Genomic DNA, 14,921 nt, shown 5'->3' with positions numbered 1-14,921 from the left:
CTGCTCCTTCAATAAGATCCGTTTATTCTCACTATGAAAAAAACTACAACACATTCTCCACTCAGCCCGGCGCTGATCATTCTGATGGCGATTGCCACCGGGCTTGCCGTCGCCAGTAACTATTACCCGCAGCCGCTGCTGGAAACCATTGCCCGCGCGTTCAGCCTGTCGGTCAATCAGGCCGGTTTTATCGTCACCGTCGCGCAACTCGGTTATGCCTGTGGCCTGATGTTTATCGTGCCGCTGGGCGATATGTTTGAACGTCGCGGCCTGATTGTGCTGATGACACTGCTTTCCGCCGCCGGATTACTGATAACCGCCATGGCACCGACGCTGACCATGATGTTAGTGGGCACCGCGCTGACCGGGCTGTTTTCCGTGGTCGCGCAGATTCTGGTGCCACTGGCTGCCACGCTGGCGGAGCCGGAACGTCGCGGAAAAGTGGTCGGGCTGATTATGTCTGGCCTGCTGCTGGGCATTTTGCTGGCGCGAACCGTCGCGGGCGCCCTGGCGTCACTGGGCGGCTGGCGTACGGTGTATTGGGTGGCGAGTGCGCTGATGATCGTCATGGCGCTGGTGCTGTGGCGCAAACTGCCGAAACATGAGCAGAAAACCGATCTGAATTATCCGCAACTGCTGAAATCTATTTTCTCGCTGTTCATTCACACGCCGGTGCTGCGTACCCGTGCGCTGGTGGGGATGTTCTGCTTCGCTAACTTCAGCATTTTGTGGACCTCAATGGCGTTCCTGCTGGCCGGCCCGGCGTATCACTATTCCGAGGGGGTGATCGGCCTGTTTGGTCTGGTGGGTGCGGCCGGTGCGCTGGCGGCAACCCGCGCGGGCAATCTTGCCGATAAAGGCAAAGCGCATCTGACCACCACCGCCGGGTTAATCCTGTTGCTGCTGTCGTGGGCGGCGATTGCTTACGGTGAGCATTCGGTTATCTCGCTGATTATCGGCATCATCGTTTTGGACCTTTCGGTTCAGGGCGTACACATCACCAACCAAAGTGTTATCTATAAGACCATGCCCGAAGCACGTAACCGCCTCACGGCAGGTTATATGACCACTTACTTTATCGGTGGCGCGGTCGGCTCGCTGGTGTCGGCTTCGGCCTATCAGGCAGCGGGCTGGTATGGCGTTTCCCTCGCGGGCACGCTGATGTGCGTACTGAATCTGCTGGTCTGGTGGCAGGGATATAAATACAAACTCGCCTGATTATCGGGCGGTTAAAATAGAATCAGGAGGGAATCATCACCCCTCCTGATTAGCTTGCGAATAATCATTGCTGAAATTTATTTGTACCAAAGGGTGTTAACAATACTTACAGTCTGGTAATGTTTGCGTCATGAATTATTCGCCGGCCACACTCCGGTTTCACAATGTTTTATACATCCATGCAAACCAATCCTGATCCCGCCCGCGTTTCCACCTTCCGGCAAGGTGTGACTGACAGCCTGCCCGTAGTGATCGGTTATCTGCCCATCGCTTTTGCTTTCGGCCTCAGCGCCGTCAAACTTGGCTTCACCCCTGCTGAAAGTCTGTTGTTCTCCGTGCTTATCTACGCAGGCGCCAGCCAGTTTGTGATCACCGCGCTGCTCAGCGCCGGAATGTCTTTATGGGTTTGCGCCCTGACGGTCATGGCGATGGATGTCAGACACGTCCTGTACGGCCCCTCTTTGCGTAACCGTCTGGTGGGAAAACTCAATGGCAGGAAAACCGCGCTCTGGGCGTTCGGCCTGACCGATGAAGTGTTCGCCGCCGCCACCACCAAACTTATTCGCGATAAACGCAGCTGGAGCGAGGACTGGATGTGTGGCATTGCGCTCTCATCCTGGCTTTCCTGGGTTTTCGGCACCGCCATCGGCGCGCTGTTTGGCAACGGTCCGCTGGAAAATTTTCCCGCCGTTGAGGCTGCGCTCGGGTTTATGTTGCCTGCGCTGTTCCTGAGTTTTCTGCTCGCGGCGTTTAAGCGCCAGCAAAGCATGGTTTTTGTTGCATCGCTTGCCGGGGCTCTGAGCGGGTTGATGTTCTGGTCAATTCCCGCCGCCATTGGCTGCGGGCTCGCGGCCGGTTGCCTGGCCGCCCTGCTGCAACGGCCCCAGGCGACATCTGCGACGGAGGTCATCTCCGATGAGCACTGACGTTATTCTGGTGTGTCTGCTGGTGGGCGTGGTCAATTACCTGTTCCGGTATTTGCCCCTGCGCATCGGCGCGCGGAGAACCTCAGGTGGCCTGAAAAGCGGCCCGCTCTCCCGCGTGCTCGACAGCATTGGTATCGCCTCGATTTGTGCGTTGCTGGTGGTTTCAGGCGCGCCGGACGTAATGCGTGACCCGCAAAGACTGCTGCCGTCACTGGCCGGTTTCGTGCTGCTGACGCTGATTTTCTGGCGCACAAAAAGCATCATTATTGCCACGCTGACTGGCGCCGTGGCGTACGGCCTGGTGTTCAAGGTGATGCTGATGGCGGTGTGAAACCCGCTATTTTTTTACGCTCTGGCAACACGTAATCAAAGTTTGTTGAATGCTTTAAACATCGAATAATTCACCGGGGTTATGAATCACACTAATTGCTAAAGAATTGGTGATTCATAACATTGATATTATTAATTACCATCGTTACTATGTCATCTGTAACTAATGAGGCTTCTCATATGGACAGTTCGTTCTCGCCAATTGAAAAAATGTTAAATTTCCGGGCTAAAAAGCAAAAAGATTTTCCTTATCAGGAAATTTTGCTGACCCGTCTTTGTATGCACATGCAAAGTAAGTTGCTGGAAAATCGCAACAAAATGCTGAAAGCACAAGGGATCAACGAAACCCTGTTTATGGCGTTACTGACGCTTGATGCGCAGGAAAGCCACAGCATTCAGCCTTCTGAGCTGAGTTCTGCACTGGGGTCTTCGCGTACCAACGCCACCCGCATTGCGGATGAGCTGGAAAAGCGTGGATGGATCGAACGCCGTGAAAGCGACAACGACCGCCGTTGCCTGCATTTGCACCTGACCGCTGATGGCGAAGCCTTTATTCAGAAGTTACTGCCGCCTCAACACAAGAGCCTGCATTTCCTCTGGTCGACCTTAGACGCAGATGAACAGAAGCAGTTAGAAACCCTGACGCGCAAACTGTTAACTCGCCTTGATCAGATGGATGCGACAGCACTGCAACAATTCTAAATTTCTGTTCAGGTAAACCACACATGTCACTCCAAGCTCGCTGGAGGCTTACGCCGCTGTTTGCCGTTTTGATTTTGGCCGGCTGCGCCTCCAGTAATAGTATTGCTCCTCAGTCGTCGCTGCTGGATACGCAACAGCTTCATCTGCAGCAGGCAAAGGTCAGCTCCCTGACCCTCGGCCCACAGTGGTGGCGCAGTCTTAATGACCCGCAACTCGATGCCCTGATGACCACAACGTTGCAAAACTCGCCATCGTTACGTCAGGCGGCAGCGCGCGTGCGCGAAGCGCAGAGTGTGATGGGCGAAGCGGATGCGGCCAATGGCCCTTATCTGGATTTGAATGGATCGACGCGACGTGAACGTGTGGCTAAAAACACCATTCCGCCGTTTCTGACCAGCTACCCCGAAGCGCCTATCTATGACAGCAGTAACAGCCTCGGCCTGAATCTGAGCTATGAGTTTGACTGGTGGGGAAAATACCGCAATCAGGTGAATGCCGCGAAAGCACAGGTGGATTCCGCCCGTGCTGAACAGGCGCAAGCCGCTCTGACGCTGACCAGTTCGGTGGCGTCAGCCTATTATCAGTTGCAGGCCAATCTGGCCCTTCAGGACGTTCTGCAACATCAGGTAGATAACAACCAGCGTCTGGCCGATCTGCGTAAAGCGCAGTATCAGGCGGGGGTATATGGCATTGAGATCCCGCAACAGACGCAGGCGCAGGCCGACAGCGCGAAGCAACAGATCATCACGCTGAAGTCGCAAACCGAGCAACTGCGCCATGAGTTATCGGCACTGGCCGGTCGTGGCCCCGACGCCATGAACGGGCTGCACGCCGTGGCACTGCCTTCGCCTGACGCGCTGGCACCCAAAGGTGAGCTGACCCTCGATTTGCTGGGTAAACGCCCTGACATCGCCGCACAGCGCGATCTGGTCGAATCCTATTCCCAGCGTGTCAGCGCCGCGAAAAAAGAGTTCTACCCAAGCCTTTCCATCAGCGCCTTCGGCGGTCTGACGACCACCAACTACGGAGGCACCAGCCCGAATCTTCTGGAAGCCGCCAGCAAAGCCTGGAATATCACGCCCGCGATTTCGCTGCCGATTTTCCACGCCGGTGCGCTGCGCGCCAAACTGGGCGAAGAGTCCGCGTTATATGACCAGTCCGTTGAGTCGTATAACCAGACCATCCTGAACGCCATCCAGCAAACTGCGGATGCCATCACTGTCTCGAAAAGCAGCGTTGAACAATTGCAGCAGGCTTCTTCTGCCGCGAAATCGCTGGAAGAGGTGTATCGCGTTTCGGATGCAAGATACAACGCTGGCATCATCGGACGGGATGAGCTGTTGACCAGCCAGTCAGCGCTTCTGCAACAACAGCAGGCGCAACTTAATGCCAGCAGTCAGGTGATGCAGGCAAAAATCAGTCTTATCCGTGCGCTCGGGGGTGGCTATCAGGCCCCGGCTGCGGATCAAAAATCATAATAATTACACAGACTCAGCGTGGAGAAGACCATGAGCGCAAATGCCGAAACTCAGGCAGCAACGCCGCAAGCTCCGAGAAATAAGAAAAAAACGCGCAAAACCGCGATGCTCTTGTTGACCGGGATTTTCATTATTATCGCCATCGCCTACCTGTTTTACTGGCTGCTGGTGTTACGTCATTTCGAGTCGACCGACGACTCCTATGTCGCCGGTAATCAGGTGCAGATTATGGCGCAGGTGTCGGGCAGCGTGACCGACGTGAATTTCGACAGCACCGACTTTGTGAAAAAAGGCGACGTGCTGGTGACGATCGATCCGACCGATGCGGAGCAGGCTTTCGAGCGCTCTAAAACGGCGCTGGCCAACAGCGTGCGCCAGACGCATCAGCTGATCATCAACGGTAAGCAGTATCAGGCCAATATCGCCCTGCGCCAGACCCAGTTGCAACAGGCGCAGACTGACCTCAAGCGTCGCGTGGTGCTGGGAAATGTCGATGCGATTGGCCGTGAGGAACTGCAACACGCCCGTGATGCCGTGGATACCGCGAAAGCGCAATACGATGTCGCCGTTCAGCAATACAACGCCAATCAGGCGATGATTCTGGATACGCCGGTCGATAAGCAGCCGCAGGTTTTACAAGCCGCCGCGCAGGTACGTGACGCCTGGCTCGCCTTGCAACGCACCAAAGTGCGCAGCCCGATTGACGGTTTCGTCTCCCGCCGTGCGGTACAGATTGGTCAGCAGATCAACTCTTCCACTGCGCTGATGGCGGTAGTGCCGGCTCATCACATCTGGGTGGATGCCAACTTTAAAGAAACACAGTTAGCCAATATGCGTATCGGCCAGGCCGCGACCGTGGTCAGCGATATGTACGGTGATGACGTGAAATATCACGGCAAAGTGGTGGGGATGGACATGGGCACCGGCGGCGCGTTCTCGCTGTTACCTGCGCAAAATGCCACCGGCAACTGGATCAAAGTGGTCCAGCGTTTACCGGTGCGTATCGAGCTTAACGATCAGGAAGTGAAAGAACATCCGCTGCGTATTGGTTTGTCGGCGCTGGTCACGGTCGATACGCAAAACCGTGATGGTCTGGTGCTGGCGAATAAAGTGCGTACTGAACCGCTGTATCAGACAACGGCTCTGACGCTGGATCTGGCACCGGTTAACGCCATCATTGCTGACGTTATTCATGCCAATGCAGGCTAATATTTCCGGAGGCCGCTGTGGCAAATAAACCGCTGGTAGGCGCACCGCTGGCCTGGATGACGGTGGCTTTGTCGATGGCCACGTTCATGCAGGTGCTGGACTCGACGATCGCCAACGTGGCGATCCCGACCATTGCCGGGAATCTGGGTGCCTCAAACTCGCAGGGCACCTGGGTGATCACCTCCTTCGGGGTGGCTAACGCCATCTCGATCCCGATCACCGGCTGGCTGGCAAAACGCATCGGCGAAGTAAAACTGTTCCTCTGGTCTACGGTGCTGTTTGCGATTGCCTCCTGGCTGTGCGGCATGTCCAACAGCCTGGAAATGCTGATCTTCTTCCGTGTGGTGCAGGGCGTGGTGGCAGGTCCACTGATCCCCCTCTCGCAAAGTCTGTTACTGAATAACTATCCGCCGGCCAAGCGAAGTACCGCGCTCGCGCTCTGGTCGATGACGGTGATCGTCGCCCCGATTTGCGGGCCGATCCTCGGCGGGTACATCAGTGATAACTATCACTGGGGCTGGATCTTCTTCATTAACGTGCCGATCGGCGCCGCCGTGGTGTTCCTGACGCTGAAAACGCTGAAGGGCCGCGAAACGGCAACGCAGATCAGACCGATCGACAGTGTGGGGTTAGTGCTGCTGGTGCTGGGCATTGGCGCATTGCAGGTGATGCTCGACCGGGGTAAAGAACTCGACTGGTTTAACTCGACGGAAATTATCGTGCTGGCGGTCGTGGCGGTGGTCGCGCTCTGCTTCCTTGTCGTGTGGGAGCTGACCGATGACCACCCGATAGTCGATCTGTCGCTGTTTAAATCGCGAAACTTTACCATCGGCGTGCTGTGTATCAGCCTGGCCTACATGCTTTACTTCGGCGCGATTGTTCTGCTGCCGCAGTTGTTGCAGGAGGTATACGGCTACACCGCCACCTGGGCAGGTCTGGCGTCCGCACCGGTGGGGATTTTGCCGGTCCTGATGTCGCCTATTATCGGACGTTTTGCACACCGGCTGGATATGCGAAAGCTGGTGACGTTCAGCTTTATCATGTATGCCTACTGCTTCTTCTGGCGTGCGTACACGTTCGAACCGGGGATGGATTTTGGGGCATCTGCGTGGCCGCAGTTTATTCAGGGCTTCGCCGTCGGCTGCTTCTTCATGCCGCTGACCACCATTATTCTGTCCGGCTTACCGCCGGAACGCATGGCGGCGGCCTCAAGTTTGTCGAACTTTATCCGTACGCTGGCAGGTTCGATTGGTACGTCGATCACCACCACCATGTGGTCAAACCGGGAATCACTACACCACGCGCAGTTAACGGAAAACATCACGCCGTTTAATCCGGCGGCGACGCAGACGTATCAGCAACTCGAAGGCATGGGCATGAGCCATCAGCAGGCTTCAGGCTGGATAGCGCGGGAAATCACAAATCAGGGGCTCATTATCTCTGCCAATGAGATTTTCTGGTTATCCGGCGGCGCATTCCTGGTGCTGCTGGTTCTGATCTGGTTCGCCCGCCCACCGTTTACCAGTGGTGGCGGAGCCGGTGGCGCTCACTGATTCAGGCAATCCCTGAATGACGCAAAGCAAAACGGACGCATTACGCGTCCGTTTTTTTATGGCTCAAACCGGGCGATTATGCCTGGTTCTGACGCCACCATTCCGCCAGCAAAATCCCGGTCGCCACGGAGACGTTCAGGCTTTCTACTTTGCCGGTACCGCCGATAGACACGCTCAGGTCACCCTGCTGCCATGCGCTGTCGGACAAACCGTCGCTCTCTTCACCCAGCACCAGCACCATTTTGGCTGGCAGCTCAGCTTTTCCGAGCGCTGTACCTTTATGGCTGGAGGTGGTGACGATGGTGTAACCCGCTTTGCGGAAGGTCGCCAGCACATCAAGGAAGTTATCCGCGTTGATGGCTTTCACATGTTCCGCGCCGCCTTCAGCAGTACGAACTGCCGCACCGGATTCCAGCTGTGCCGGATCCTGTACCAGCATCCCGTTGATACCAAAATGCGCACAAGAACGCATGATACCGCCGAGGTTGTGCGGGTTGCCGACGTTTTCCAGCGCCAGCACGCAGTCTTTCGCACGGGCAGTTTGCAGATAAGTTTCCGCATCCAGACCCTGACGTTTTTTGATCAGGAAACACACGCCGCCGTGGTGTTCAGTGCCGGACGCTTTCGCCAGCTCTTCATCTTCAACCACATGATAGGCTTTGCGGTTTGCTGCCATCCAGCGCAGCGCTTCACGAAAACGCGGGGTGACGGATTGCACAAACCACGCACGCACGATAGCATCCGGACGGCTGGCAAACAGCGCCTGACAGGCATTTTCGCCATACACGCGGGTTTCTTCCTGGCGCTGACGACGCAGCTGCTCAGGATCGATAAAGCTTTTACCGCTGATGCCGCCGTGATCCGGTACGGACTCATCAGCCGGTGCACGTGAGACGGTTTTCCACGGCGAAGAATACGGACCCTCATCATCACGGGCCGGACGGCGTGGGCGATCGTCGCCACGTCGTGTGTCTGCGCCGCGTGAATCACCACGCGAATCGCTGCTGCGACGCTCATTGCGGCGGGCATCGTCTGGACGGGAACCCTGGCGAGGATTATCGCCCGGACGTCCTCTGTTATTGGAAGGACGTTTATCGTTATTGCGGTTATCGCCGTCGTCGTCACTACGGACGAACATCACTTTGACTTTGCCGTTCTTGCCACTGAATGAATCGTTCATTTTTCTCTCCACCTACGCGCAGGGCGCGAAGATTACCTGATGTCTGTGAGCTAAGCCACATGCTTTGGACCAAAAGCTTAAAACTATCGTATTCATTGAATAAACCGCGTTGTTAACAGAATGCTGCACCCTCATACTTACAACATCCAAGTAACATATCAGCCATCTTTAGCGCCGGATCCGGTAAGGTTGATACCGTTCTCACGTTAAGCAATGTAGAGGCTATTTTATGAATACGATTTGCACATCATGTCAGGCCACCAACCGCCTGCCAGAGGATCGTATCGACGACGGCGCAAAATGCGGCCGCTGCGGTCATTCACTTTTTGAAGGCGATGTGGTTCACGCTACTGCTGCCACGCTGGATAAATACCTGCAGGATGACCTGCCGGTCGTTATCGATTTCTGGGCACCATGGTGTGGCCCATGTGTTAACTTCGCGCCGATCTTTGAAGATGTGGCTCAGGAACGCGCCGGTAAAATCCGCTTCATTAAGGTGAATACTGAAGCAGAACCTGAACTGAGCGCGCGGTTCCGGATCCGCAGCATTCCCACCATTATGGTATTTAATGAAGGCAAAATGGTCGATATGTTAAGCGGCGCGATGCCTAAAGCCCCGTTCAATAACTGGCTTAATGAATCATTGTAACGCATAAGCCGTTATAAAGCCCTGCCGATGGCCCGCCTCTGTGCGGGCTTTTTTCTCTTTACATCACGCCGGTAACGGATCTGCTTGCCAGCCCCGGAAGGGTGATTAGAATAGCCGTTTTTCGCCTACCGGAATGCTTATGTCAGACAACGCCGTCCTTCGCCTGCGTGCACAGCGCCTTGCCAAATCCACCCGCCCTTTTCTTGCCCGCGGGTCACGGGCGATTCGCTGTCAGTCATGCCTGTTACCTGAACGCCACTGCATCTGCGCCGAACGCGAAATTCATCAGGCCACCAGCCGTTTTTGTCTGGTGATGTTCGACACTGAGCCGATGAAGCCCAGCAATACCGGACGGTTGATCGCTGACGTTTTGCCCGATACTCAGGCATTTATGTGGTCGCGTACGGAAACGGATCCGGCGCTGCTCGAAGCGATTGCCGACCCCGAACGCCAGCCTTATGTGGTTTTCCCGGCCTCTTTCGCCGAACCGCCGCGCCAGGTGTTTACCGACGTTCCGGCCGGCAGCAAACCTCCGCTGTTTATCATGCTCGACGGCACCTGGAACGAAGCCCGCAAGATGTTTCGCAAAAGCCCGTACCTGGATAATCTGCCGGTATTTTCCCTTGATGTAAGCGCCAGCTCCGGCTACATACTGCGTGAAGCGTCGCGTCCGGAACTGCATTGTACGGTAGAAGTGGCGGCAGCTTTGCTGGAAAAAGCCGGTGATATTGAGGCTTCGGCTGGCCTGTCGCGCCACTTTACTCATTTCCGCACCCAGTATCTGGCCGGAAAACCCCACCATCCGGTGCATCAGCTCACAGCAAAGAATGAAGAAAGCCTCTAGAATCATGTGAACATGATGAAACGGAGATGCCATGAGTCAGCGCGGACTGGAAGCCTTATTACGACCTGAATCTATCGCGGTAGTGGGTGCCAGCAATAAGCCGGGCCGCGCCGGATATCTGATGATGCGCAATCTGCTCGACAGCGGATTCAACGGCCCGGTGCTGCCGGTCACCCCCGCTTATCGCGCGGTGTGCGGCGTGCTCACGTGGCGGGATGTCGCCAGCCTGCCGATGTCGCCCGATCTCGCCATTCTCTGTACTCACGCTGACCGCAATCTCGCCCTGCTTGAACAGCTTGGCGAACGCGGCTGTAAGACGGTCATTGTACTTTCGTCTTTGCCCCGGCAATTCGCAGAACTGAAATCCTGCGCGCAGCGCTTTTCCATGCGCCTGCTCGGACCCAACAGTCTCGGTATTCTCGCACCATGGCAGAAGCTGAATGCCAGTTTTTCACCGGTGCCGATCCTGACCGGTAAACTGGCATTTATTTCGCAATCGGCGGCGGTTGCCAATACCATTCTCGACTGGGCACAGCAGCGCGCTGTCGGCTTCTCCTATTTCATTTCGCTTGGCGACAGTCTGGATATCGACGTCGACGATCTGCTTGATTTCCTCGCCCGCGACAGTAAAACCAGCGCCATCCTTCTTTATCTTGAACATATCAGCGATGCCCGCCGTTTTCTTTCAGCCTCGCGCAGCGCCTCACGCAATAAACCTATTTTGGTGATCAAAAGCGGCCGCAGCGCTCAGGCTCAGACACTGCTCAACAGCCCGCTGAGTCTGGATACCGCCTACGATGCAGCTATCCAGCGCGCCGGGTTATTGCGCGTTCAGGATACCCATGAACTGTTTTCCGCCGTTGAAACGCTGAGCCATATGCGTCCGCTGAAAGGTGAGCGCTTACTTATCATCAGTAACGGCGCTGCCCCTGCCGCGATGGCGCTTGACCAACTGCTGTTACGCAACGGGAAGCTGGCGAAGCTCGGCGAAGAAACCGTCCGGAGGCTGAGCGCCGTGCTGTCTCAAACGATAACGGCCTCAAACCCACTGGATTTGCATGATGATGCGACGCCGTTGCTCTATCAGTCAGTGATGACGGCGTTGCTCGACAGCACTGATTTCGATGCTGTGCTGGTGATCCACGCGCCGAGTGCCGCAGCACATGGCACGGTGACCGCCAGCCATCTCATCGACGCGGTTCGTCAGCATTCGCGCGGTAAATACATCACACTGCTGACCAACTGGTGCGGAGAATTCTCCTCGCAGGAAGCGCGCAAACTGTTTACCGAGGCCGGGATCCCCACGTACCGTACGCCGGAAGGCACGGTCACCGCGTTTATGCATATGGTTGAATACCGGCGTAACCAGAAGCAGCTGAAAGAAACACCCGCGCTGCCCGCGGATCTTGAACAGAATACCGATCAGGCGCATCAGCTGATTGCCCAAACGCTGGCAGAAGGCACCACGCAACTCGATACACATGAAGTTCGCGCGATTCTGCAAGCCTACGGAATGAATGTACTGCCCACGTGGATCGCCAGCGACAGCGCCGAAGCGGTGAATATCGCCAGCCAGGTCGGTTATCCGGTGGCATTGAAATTACGCTCACCTGACATTCCGCATAACTCGGAAGTTCAGGGGGTGATGTTGTATCTGCGAACCGCCAGTGAAGTGGAACAGGCAGCCAATGCCATTTTTGACCGCGCCAGACAGGCGTTCCCGCAGGCCAGAATTCAGGGTCTGCTGGTACAGACCATGGCCAGCAGACCGGGCTCTCAGGAATTACGCGTGGTGGTCGAACAGGATCCGGTCTTTGGCCCGCTGATCATGCTGGCTGAAGGCGGCTCAGACTGGCAGCCAGAGCGGCAAGCGGTAGTTGCCCTGCCGCCACTGAACATGACGCTGGCGCGCTATCAGGTGGTTCAGGCACTGAAGAGCGGCAAAATCCGCGGCCGCAATGCCTTGCACCCTCTCGATGTTCCGGCACTGAGTCAGTTGCTGGTGAACGTGTCGAACCTGATTATCGATTGCCCGGAGATCGAACGGCTGGATATTCACCCGTTGCTGGTTTCCGGCAGTGAACTCAGCTTGCTTGATGTTTCAATGCAATTGTCGGCACACCCGGCTGACAGGCCATCACGTCTGGCAATCCGCCCTTATCCCCGCGAACTTGAAGAGCTTGTTATCCTTAAAGATGGCTCACAGGTGCTGTTCCGCCCTATCCTTCCTGAAGATGAACCGCTGCTGAAAGCGTTTATCCTCAAAGTGACTAAAGAAGATCTCTATTACCGCTACTTCAGTGAAATCAATGAATTCACTCATGAAGATTTGGCCAACATGACGCAAATCGATTATGACCGTGAAATGGCCTTCGTGGCCATCCGAACCACAGACGCCCAAAATGAAATTATTGGCGTCACGCGCGCGGTGTCAGATCCGGACAATATTGATGCTGAATTCTCGGTTTTAGTTCGTTCGGATCTTAAAGGCCTGGGGCTGGGACGCAGGCTTCTCGATAAGATGATTAACTACGCCGCAGAGCACGGTCTGCAACGCCTTACCGGTATCACCATGCCAAATAATCAGGGCATGATCACCCTGGCCAGAAAGCTTGGATTCGACGTAGACATTCAGATTCAGGACGGCATTGTGAACCTGTCATTAACGCTGGAAAAGCGGGGAATAACACCGCAGAAAAGCGTGAGCCGAAGCCATGAACAGGCAAAAGATGCGCACATCAGACAGGACTAATGGTATTATCGACCGATTGTGCGGTTACCACTGTCTGCTTGTGCCGCGAAAGCCATTACATGAAGAGAGAAGAAGCGCACTGTGATGTTGTCAAAATTCAAACGTAATAAACATCAACAACACCTTGCTCAGCTGCCCAAACTCCCCCAAACGGTTGATGCTGTAGAAACGCTCTACTGCCCAGCAGATTTCCGTAAGACGCTGCTCAACGCAATTGCCAACGCAACCCAACGGATCTATCTGGTCGCTCTCTATTTAGAGAACGATGACGGCGGACGTGACGTATTGTCGGCACTCTATGCCGCTAAACAGCAACGACCTGAGCTTGAGATTTGTGTGCTGGTTGACTGGCACCGTGCTCAGCGCGGGCGTATTGGCGCAGCGGCTGCTGACACCAATGCGGACTGGTATTGCCGTATGGCTAAAGAACATCCTGAATGTTCCGTTCCGGTGTACGGCGTTCCGGTCAATACGCGTGAAGCGTTGGGTGTCCTGCATCTGAAAGGTTTTGTGATAGACGATCAGGTGATCTACAGCGGTGCCAGCCTCAATGATGTTTATCTGCATCGCCATGAGAAATATCGCTACGATCGTTATCAGCTTCTGACCAACGCACCGCTGGCAAATACCATGATCGACTTTATGAAGAAGTCGATCATTACTGCCGCAGCCGTTCAGCGCCTCGATCGGGAAGATCGTCCGAAAAGCATTGAGATCAAGAACGAAACACGTCAGTTTCGTCAAAATCTGCGCTCCAGCGGATATCACTTCAAAGACAGTGCCGGTAATGATGAACTGGCGGTGACGCCTATCGTCGGCCTGGGTAAACAAAACGAGCTGAACCGGACTATTCATCATCTGATGGCCAGTACCGATCATAAGCTGACGCTTTGTACGCCTTATTTCAATATGCCCGCGATGCTGGCACGCAATATTATTCATCTGTTACGCCGGGGTAAGCAGGTCGAAATTATTGTCGGTGATAAAACGGCAAATGATTTTTATATTCCACAGGATCAGCCTTTTAAGATCATCGGTGCGCTGCCTTATTTGTATGAAATTAACCTGCGCCGATTCCTGAGCCGTTTACAGCGTTTTGTCGACAGCGGACAGCTCATTGTGCGGTTATGGAAAGATGGCGATAACAGTTATCACCTCAAAGGTATGTGGGTCGATGACCGCTGGCAGCTAATTACCGGCAACAATCTCAATCCACGCGCATGGCGTTTAGATCTTGAGAATGCGATTCTGATCCACGATCCACATAAAGAGATGGCCTCGCAGCGTCAGAAAGAGCTGGATGAAATTCGTCAGCACACGCAGGTTGTCTCTCATTATATGGAACTGGAAAGCATTCCAAATTATCCGGTCAAAGTGCGTAAGCTTATTCGCCGTCTGCGGCGGATAAGGATCGACAGATTAATCAGCCGAATTCTCTAATTGGCTATACTGAAAGCCTGATCATCGTGATCGGGCTTTTTTATATCTGGAATAACACTCGATGACCTACCCACTTCCTTATTCCCTCAAATACCCTTTTATCGCCCTGATATTATGCAGCAGTGGCTGTACGCATTACGCAAACGATCCATGGACCGGTAAGGATAAAGCCGAGCACTTTGTTGGTTCAGCTGTATTAGCTGCAGCAGGAACCGCTTATGGAGATAATCAGGGATGGAGTGAGGCTCGCAGCCGGTCATTTGGGTTACTCTTTTCGGTCAGCCTGGGTGCAGCGAAAGAGTTTTATGACAGCCGTGATGGTGGCAGTGGCTGGAGCTGGAAGGATTTCACCTGGGATATTGCCGGTGCAGCCGTCGGATACAGTACTTATCAGTTAATCCGTCATTGATACCCATTCTTATATTCTGGATTTCCTTTCGTATTCTCGTCAATCCTGAGCGAAAAACATGTGGATACTCAATAAGCATCACCCTTTCTGCTCAAATTCCACATAGCAAAAAGCCCTGTACGTCAGTACAGGGCTTTCCACTTGTTTGATGCCTGGCAGTTCCCTACTCTCGCATGGGGAGACCCCACACTACCATCGGCGCTACGGCGTTTCACTTCTGAGTTCGGCATG

General features: G+C 54.7%; 13 protein-coding genes and 1 rRNA gene. 12 read left to right on the top strand and 2 right to left on the bottom strand.

What is annotated here, in order from left to right; genetic code table 11:
* The first annotated feature begins 33 nt into the window (after positions 1 to 33).
* From ACO0U8_RS20845 to emrB, 7 genes are all read left to right on the top strand, one after another.
* The gene (locus tag ACO0U8_RS20845; protein WP_421671558.1) at positions 34 to 1,218 is read left to right on the top strand and encodes an MFS transporter; all 1,185 of its coding nucleotides are present in this window, start codon (positions 34 to 36) and stop codon (positions 1,216 to 1,218) included.
* Positions 1,219 to 1,382: 164 nt separating this feature from the next.
* Positions 1,383 to 2,144 carry an AzlC family ABC transporter permease gene (locus tag ACO0U8_RS20840; protein ID WP_371414336.1) on the top strand — a complete coding sequence of 254 codons (762 nt, stop codon included), beginning with the start codon at positions 1,383 to 1,385 and terminating at the stop codon, positions 2,142 to 2,144.
* Positions 2,134 to 2,475: an L-valine transporter subunit YgaH gene (gene ygaH / locus ACO0U8_RS20835; RefSeq protein WP_122097064.1), complete on the top strand. Its 342-nt coding sequence runs from the start codon at positions 2,134 to 2,136 to the stop codon at positions 2,473 to 2,475. The genes ACO0U8_RS20840 and ygaH overlap by 11 nt, the downstream gene beginning before the upstream one ends.
* Before the next feature lie 179 nt (positions 2,476 to 2,654).
* On the top strand, positions 2,655 to 3,176 hold the full coding sequence (gene mprA / locus ACO0U8_RS20830; RefSeq protein ID WP_056782008.1) for a transcriptional repressor MprA: 522 nt from the start codon (positions 2,655 to 2,657) through the stop codon (positions 3,174 to 3,176).
* A gap of 23 nt (positions 3,177 to 3,199) precedes the next feature.
* Positions 3,200 to 4,654, top strand: coding sequence for an efflux transporter outer membrane subunit (locus tag ACO0U8_RS20825; protein WP_136374837.1), 1,455 nt, complete (start codon positions 3,200 to 3,202; stop codon positions 4,652 to 4,654).
* A 30-nt stretch (positions 4,655 to 4,684) separates the two neighbouring features.
* Positions 4,685 to 5,863, top strand: coding sequence for a multidrug efflux MFS transporter periplasmic adaptor subunit EmrA (gene emrA, locus ACO0U8_RS20820; protein ID WP_056782012.1), 1,179 nt, complete (start codon positions 4,685 to 4,687; stop codon positions 5,861 to 5,863).
* 17 nt (positions 5,864 to 5,880) lie between these two features.
* Positions 5,881 to 7,416, top strand: a complete 1,536-nt coding sequence (emrB, locus tag ACO0U8_RS20815) for a multidrug efflux MFS transporter permease subunit EmrB (RefSeq protein ID WP_072158203.1) — start codon at positions 5,881 to 5,883, stop codon at positions 7,414 to 7,416.
* 76 nt (positions 7,417 to 7,492) lie between these two features.
* Here emrB and ACO0U8_RS20810 read toward each other — a convergent pair whose 3' ends face one another.
* Positions 7,493 to 8,596: a tRNA/rRNA methyltransferase gene (locus ACO0U8_RS20810; RefSeq protein ID WP_056782013.1), complete on the bottom strand. Its 1,104-nt coding sequence runs from the start codon at positions 8,594 to 8,596 to the stop codon at positions 7,493 to 7,495.
* A 229-nt stretch (positions 8,597 to 8,825) separates the two neighbouring features.
* Here ACO0U8_RS20810 and trxC point away from each other — a divergent pair, with 229 nt between their 5' ends.
* The 5 genes from trxC to ACO0U8_RS20785 all read left to right on the top strand — a co-directional run bounded on the left by trxC (position 8,826) and on the right by ACO0U8_RS20785 (position 14,690).
* Positions 8,826 to 9,245, top strand: a complete 420-nt coding sequence (trxC, locus tag ACO0U8_RS20805; RefSeq protein ID WP_122097066.1) for a thioredoxin TrxC — start codon at positions 8,826 to 8,828, stop codon at positions 9,243 to 9,245.
* A gap of 139 nt (positions 9,246 to 9,384) precedes the next feature.
* Complete coding sequence (locus ACO0U8_RS20800) at positions 9,385 to 10,089, top strand: tRNA-uridine aminocarboxypropyltransferase (protein WP_217203868.1); 705 nt, start codon at positions 9,385 to 9,387, stop codon at positions 10,087 to 10,089.
* 31 nt (positions 10,090 to 10,120) lie between these two features.
* Positions 10,121 to 12,841 carry a bifunctional acetate--CoA ligase family protein/GNAT family N-acetyltransferase gene (locus ACO0U8_RS20795; protein ID WP_421671557.1) on the top strand — a complete coding sequence of 907 codons (2,721 nt, stop codon included), beginning with the start codon at positions 10,121 to 10,123 and terminating at the stop codon, positions 12,839 to 12,841.
* 87 nt (positions 12,842 to 12,928) lie between these two features.
* Positions 12,929 to 14,281 carry a CDP-diacylglycerol--serine O-phosphatidyltransferase gene (gene pssA, locus ACO0U8_RS20790; RefSeq protein ID WP_235533500.1) on the top strand — a complete coding sequence of 451 codons (1,353 nt, stop codon included), beginning with the start codon at positions 12,929 to 12,931 and terminating at the stop codon, positions 14,279 to 14,281.
* 61 nt (positions 14,282 to 14,342) lie between these two features.
* A complete protein-coding gene (locus tag ACO0U8_RS20785) occupies positions 14,343 to 14,690 on the top strand; it encodes a YfiM family lipoprotein (RefSeq protein WP_421671556.1) in 348 nt (115 codons plus the stop codon).
* 150 nt (positions 14,691 to 14,840) lie between these two features.
* Here ACO0U8_RS20785 and rrf read toward each other — a convergent pair.
* Positions 14,841 to 14,921 (bottom strand): 5S ribosomal RNA (rrf, locus tag ACO0U8_RS20780); the annotation flags it as partial.

The sequence above is a fragment of the Rahnella sp. EDr1-12 genome (genome assembly GCF_049206505.1).
Lineage (GTDB): Bacteria > Pseudomonadota > Gammaproteobacteria > Enterobacterales > Enterobacteriaceae > Rahnella > Rahnella rivi.
The sequence above is the reverse complement of the archived record's forward strand: the minus strand, read 5'-3'. Positions and strand labels throughout refer to the sequence as shown.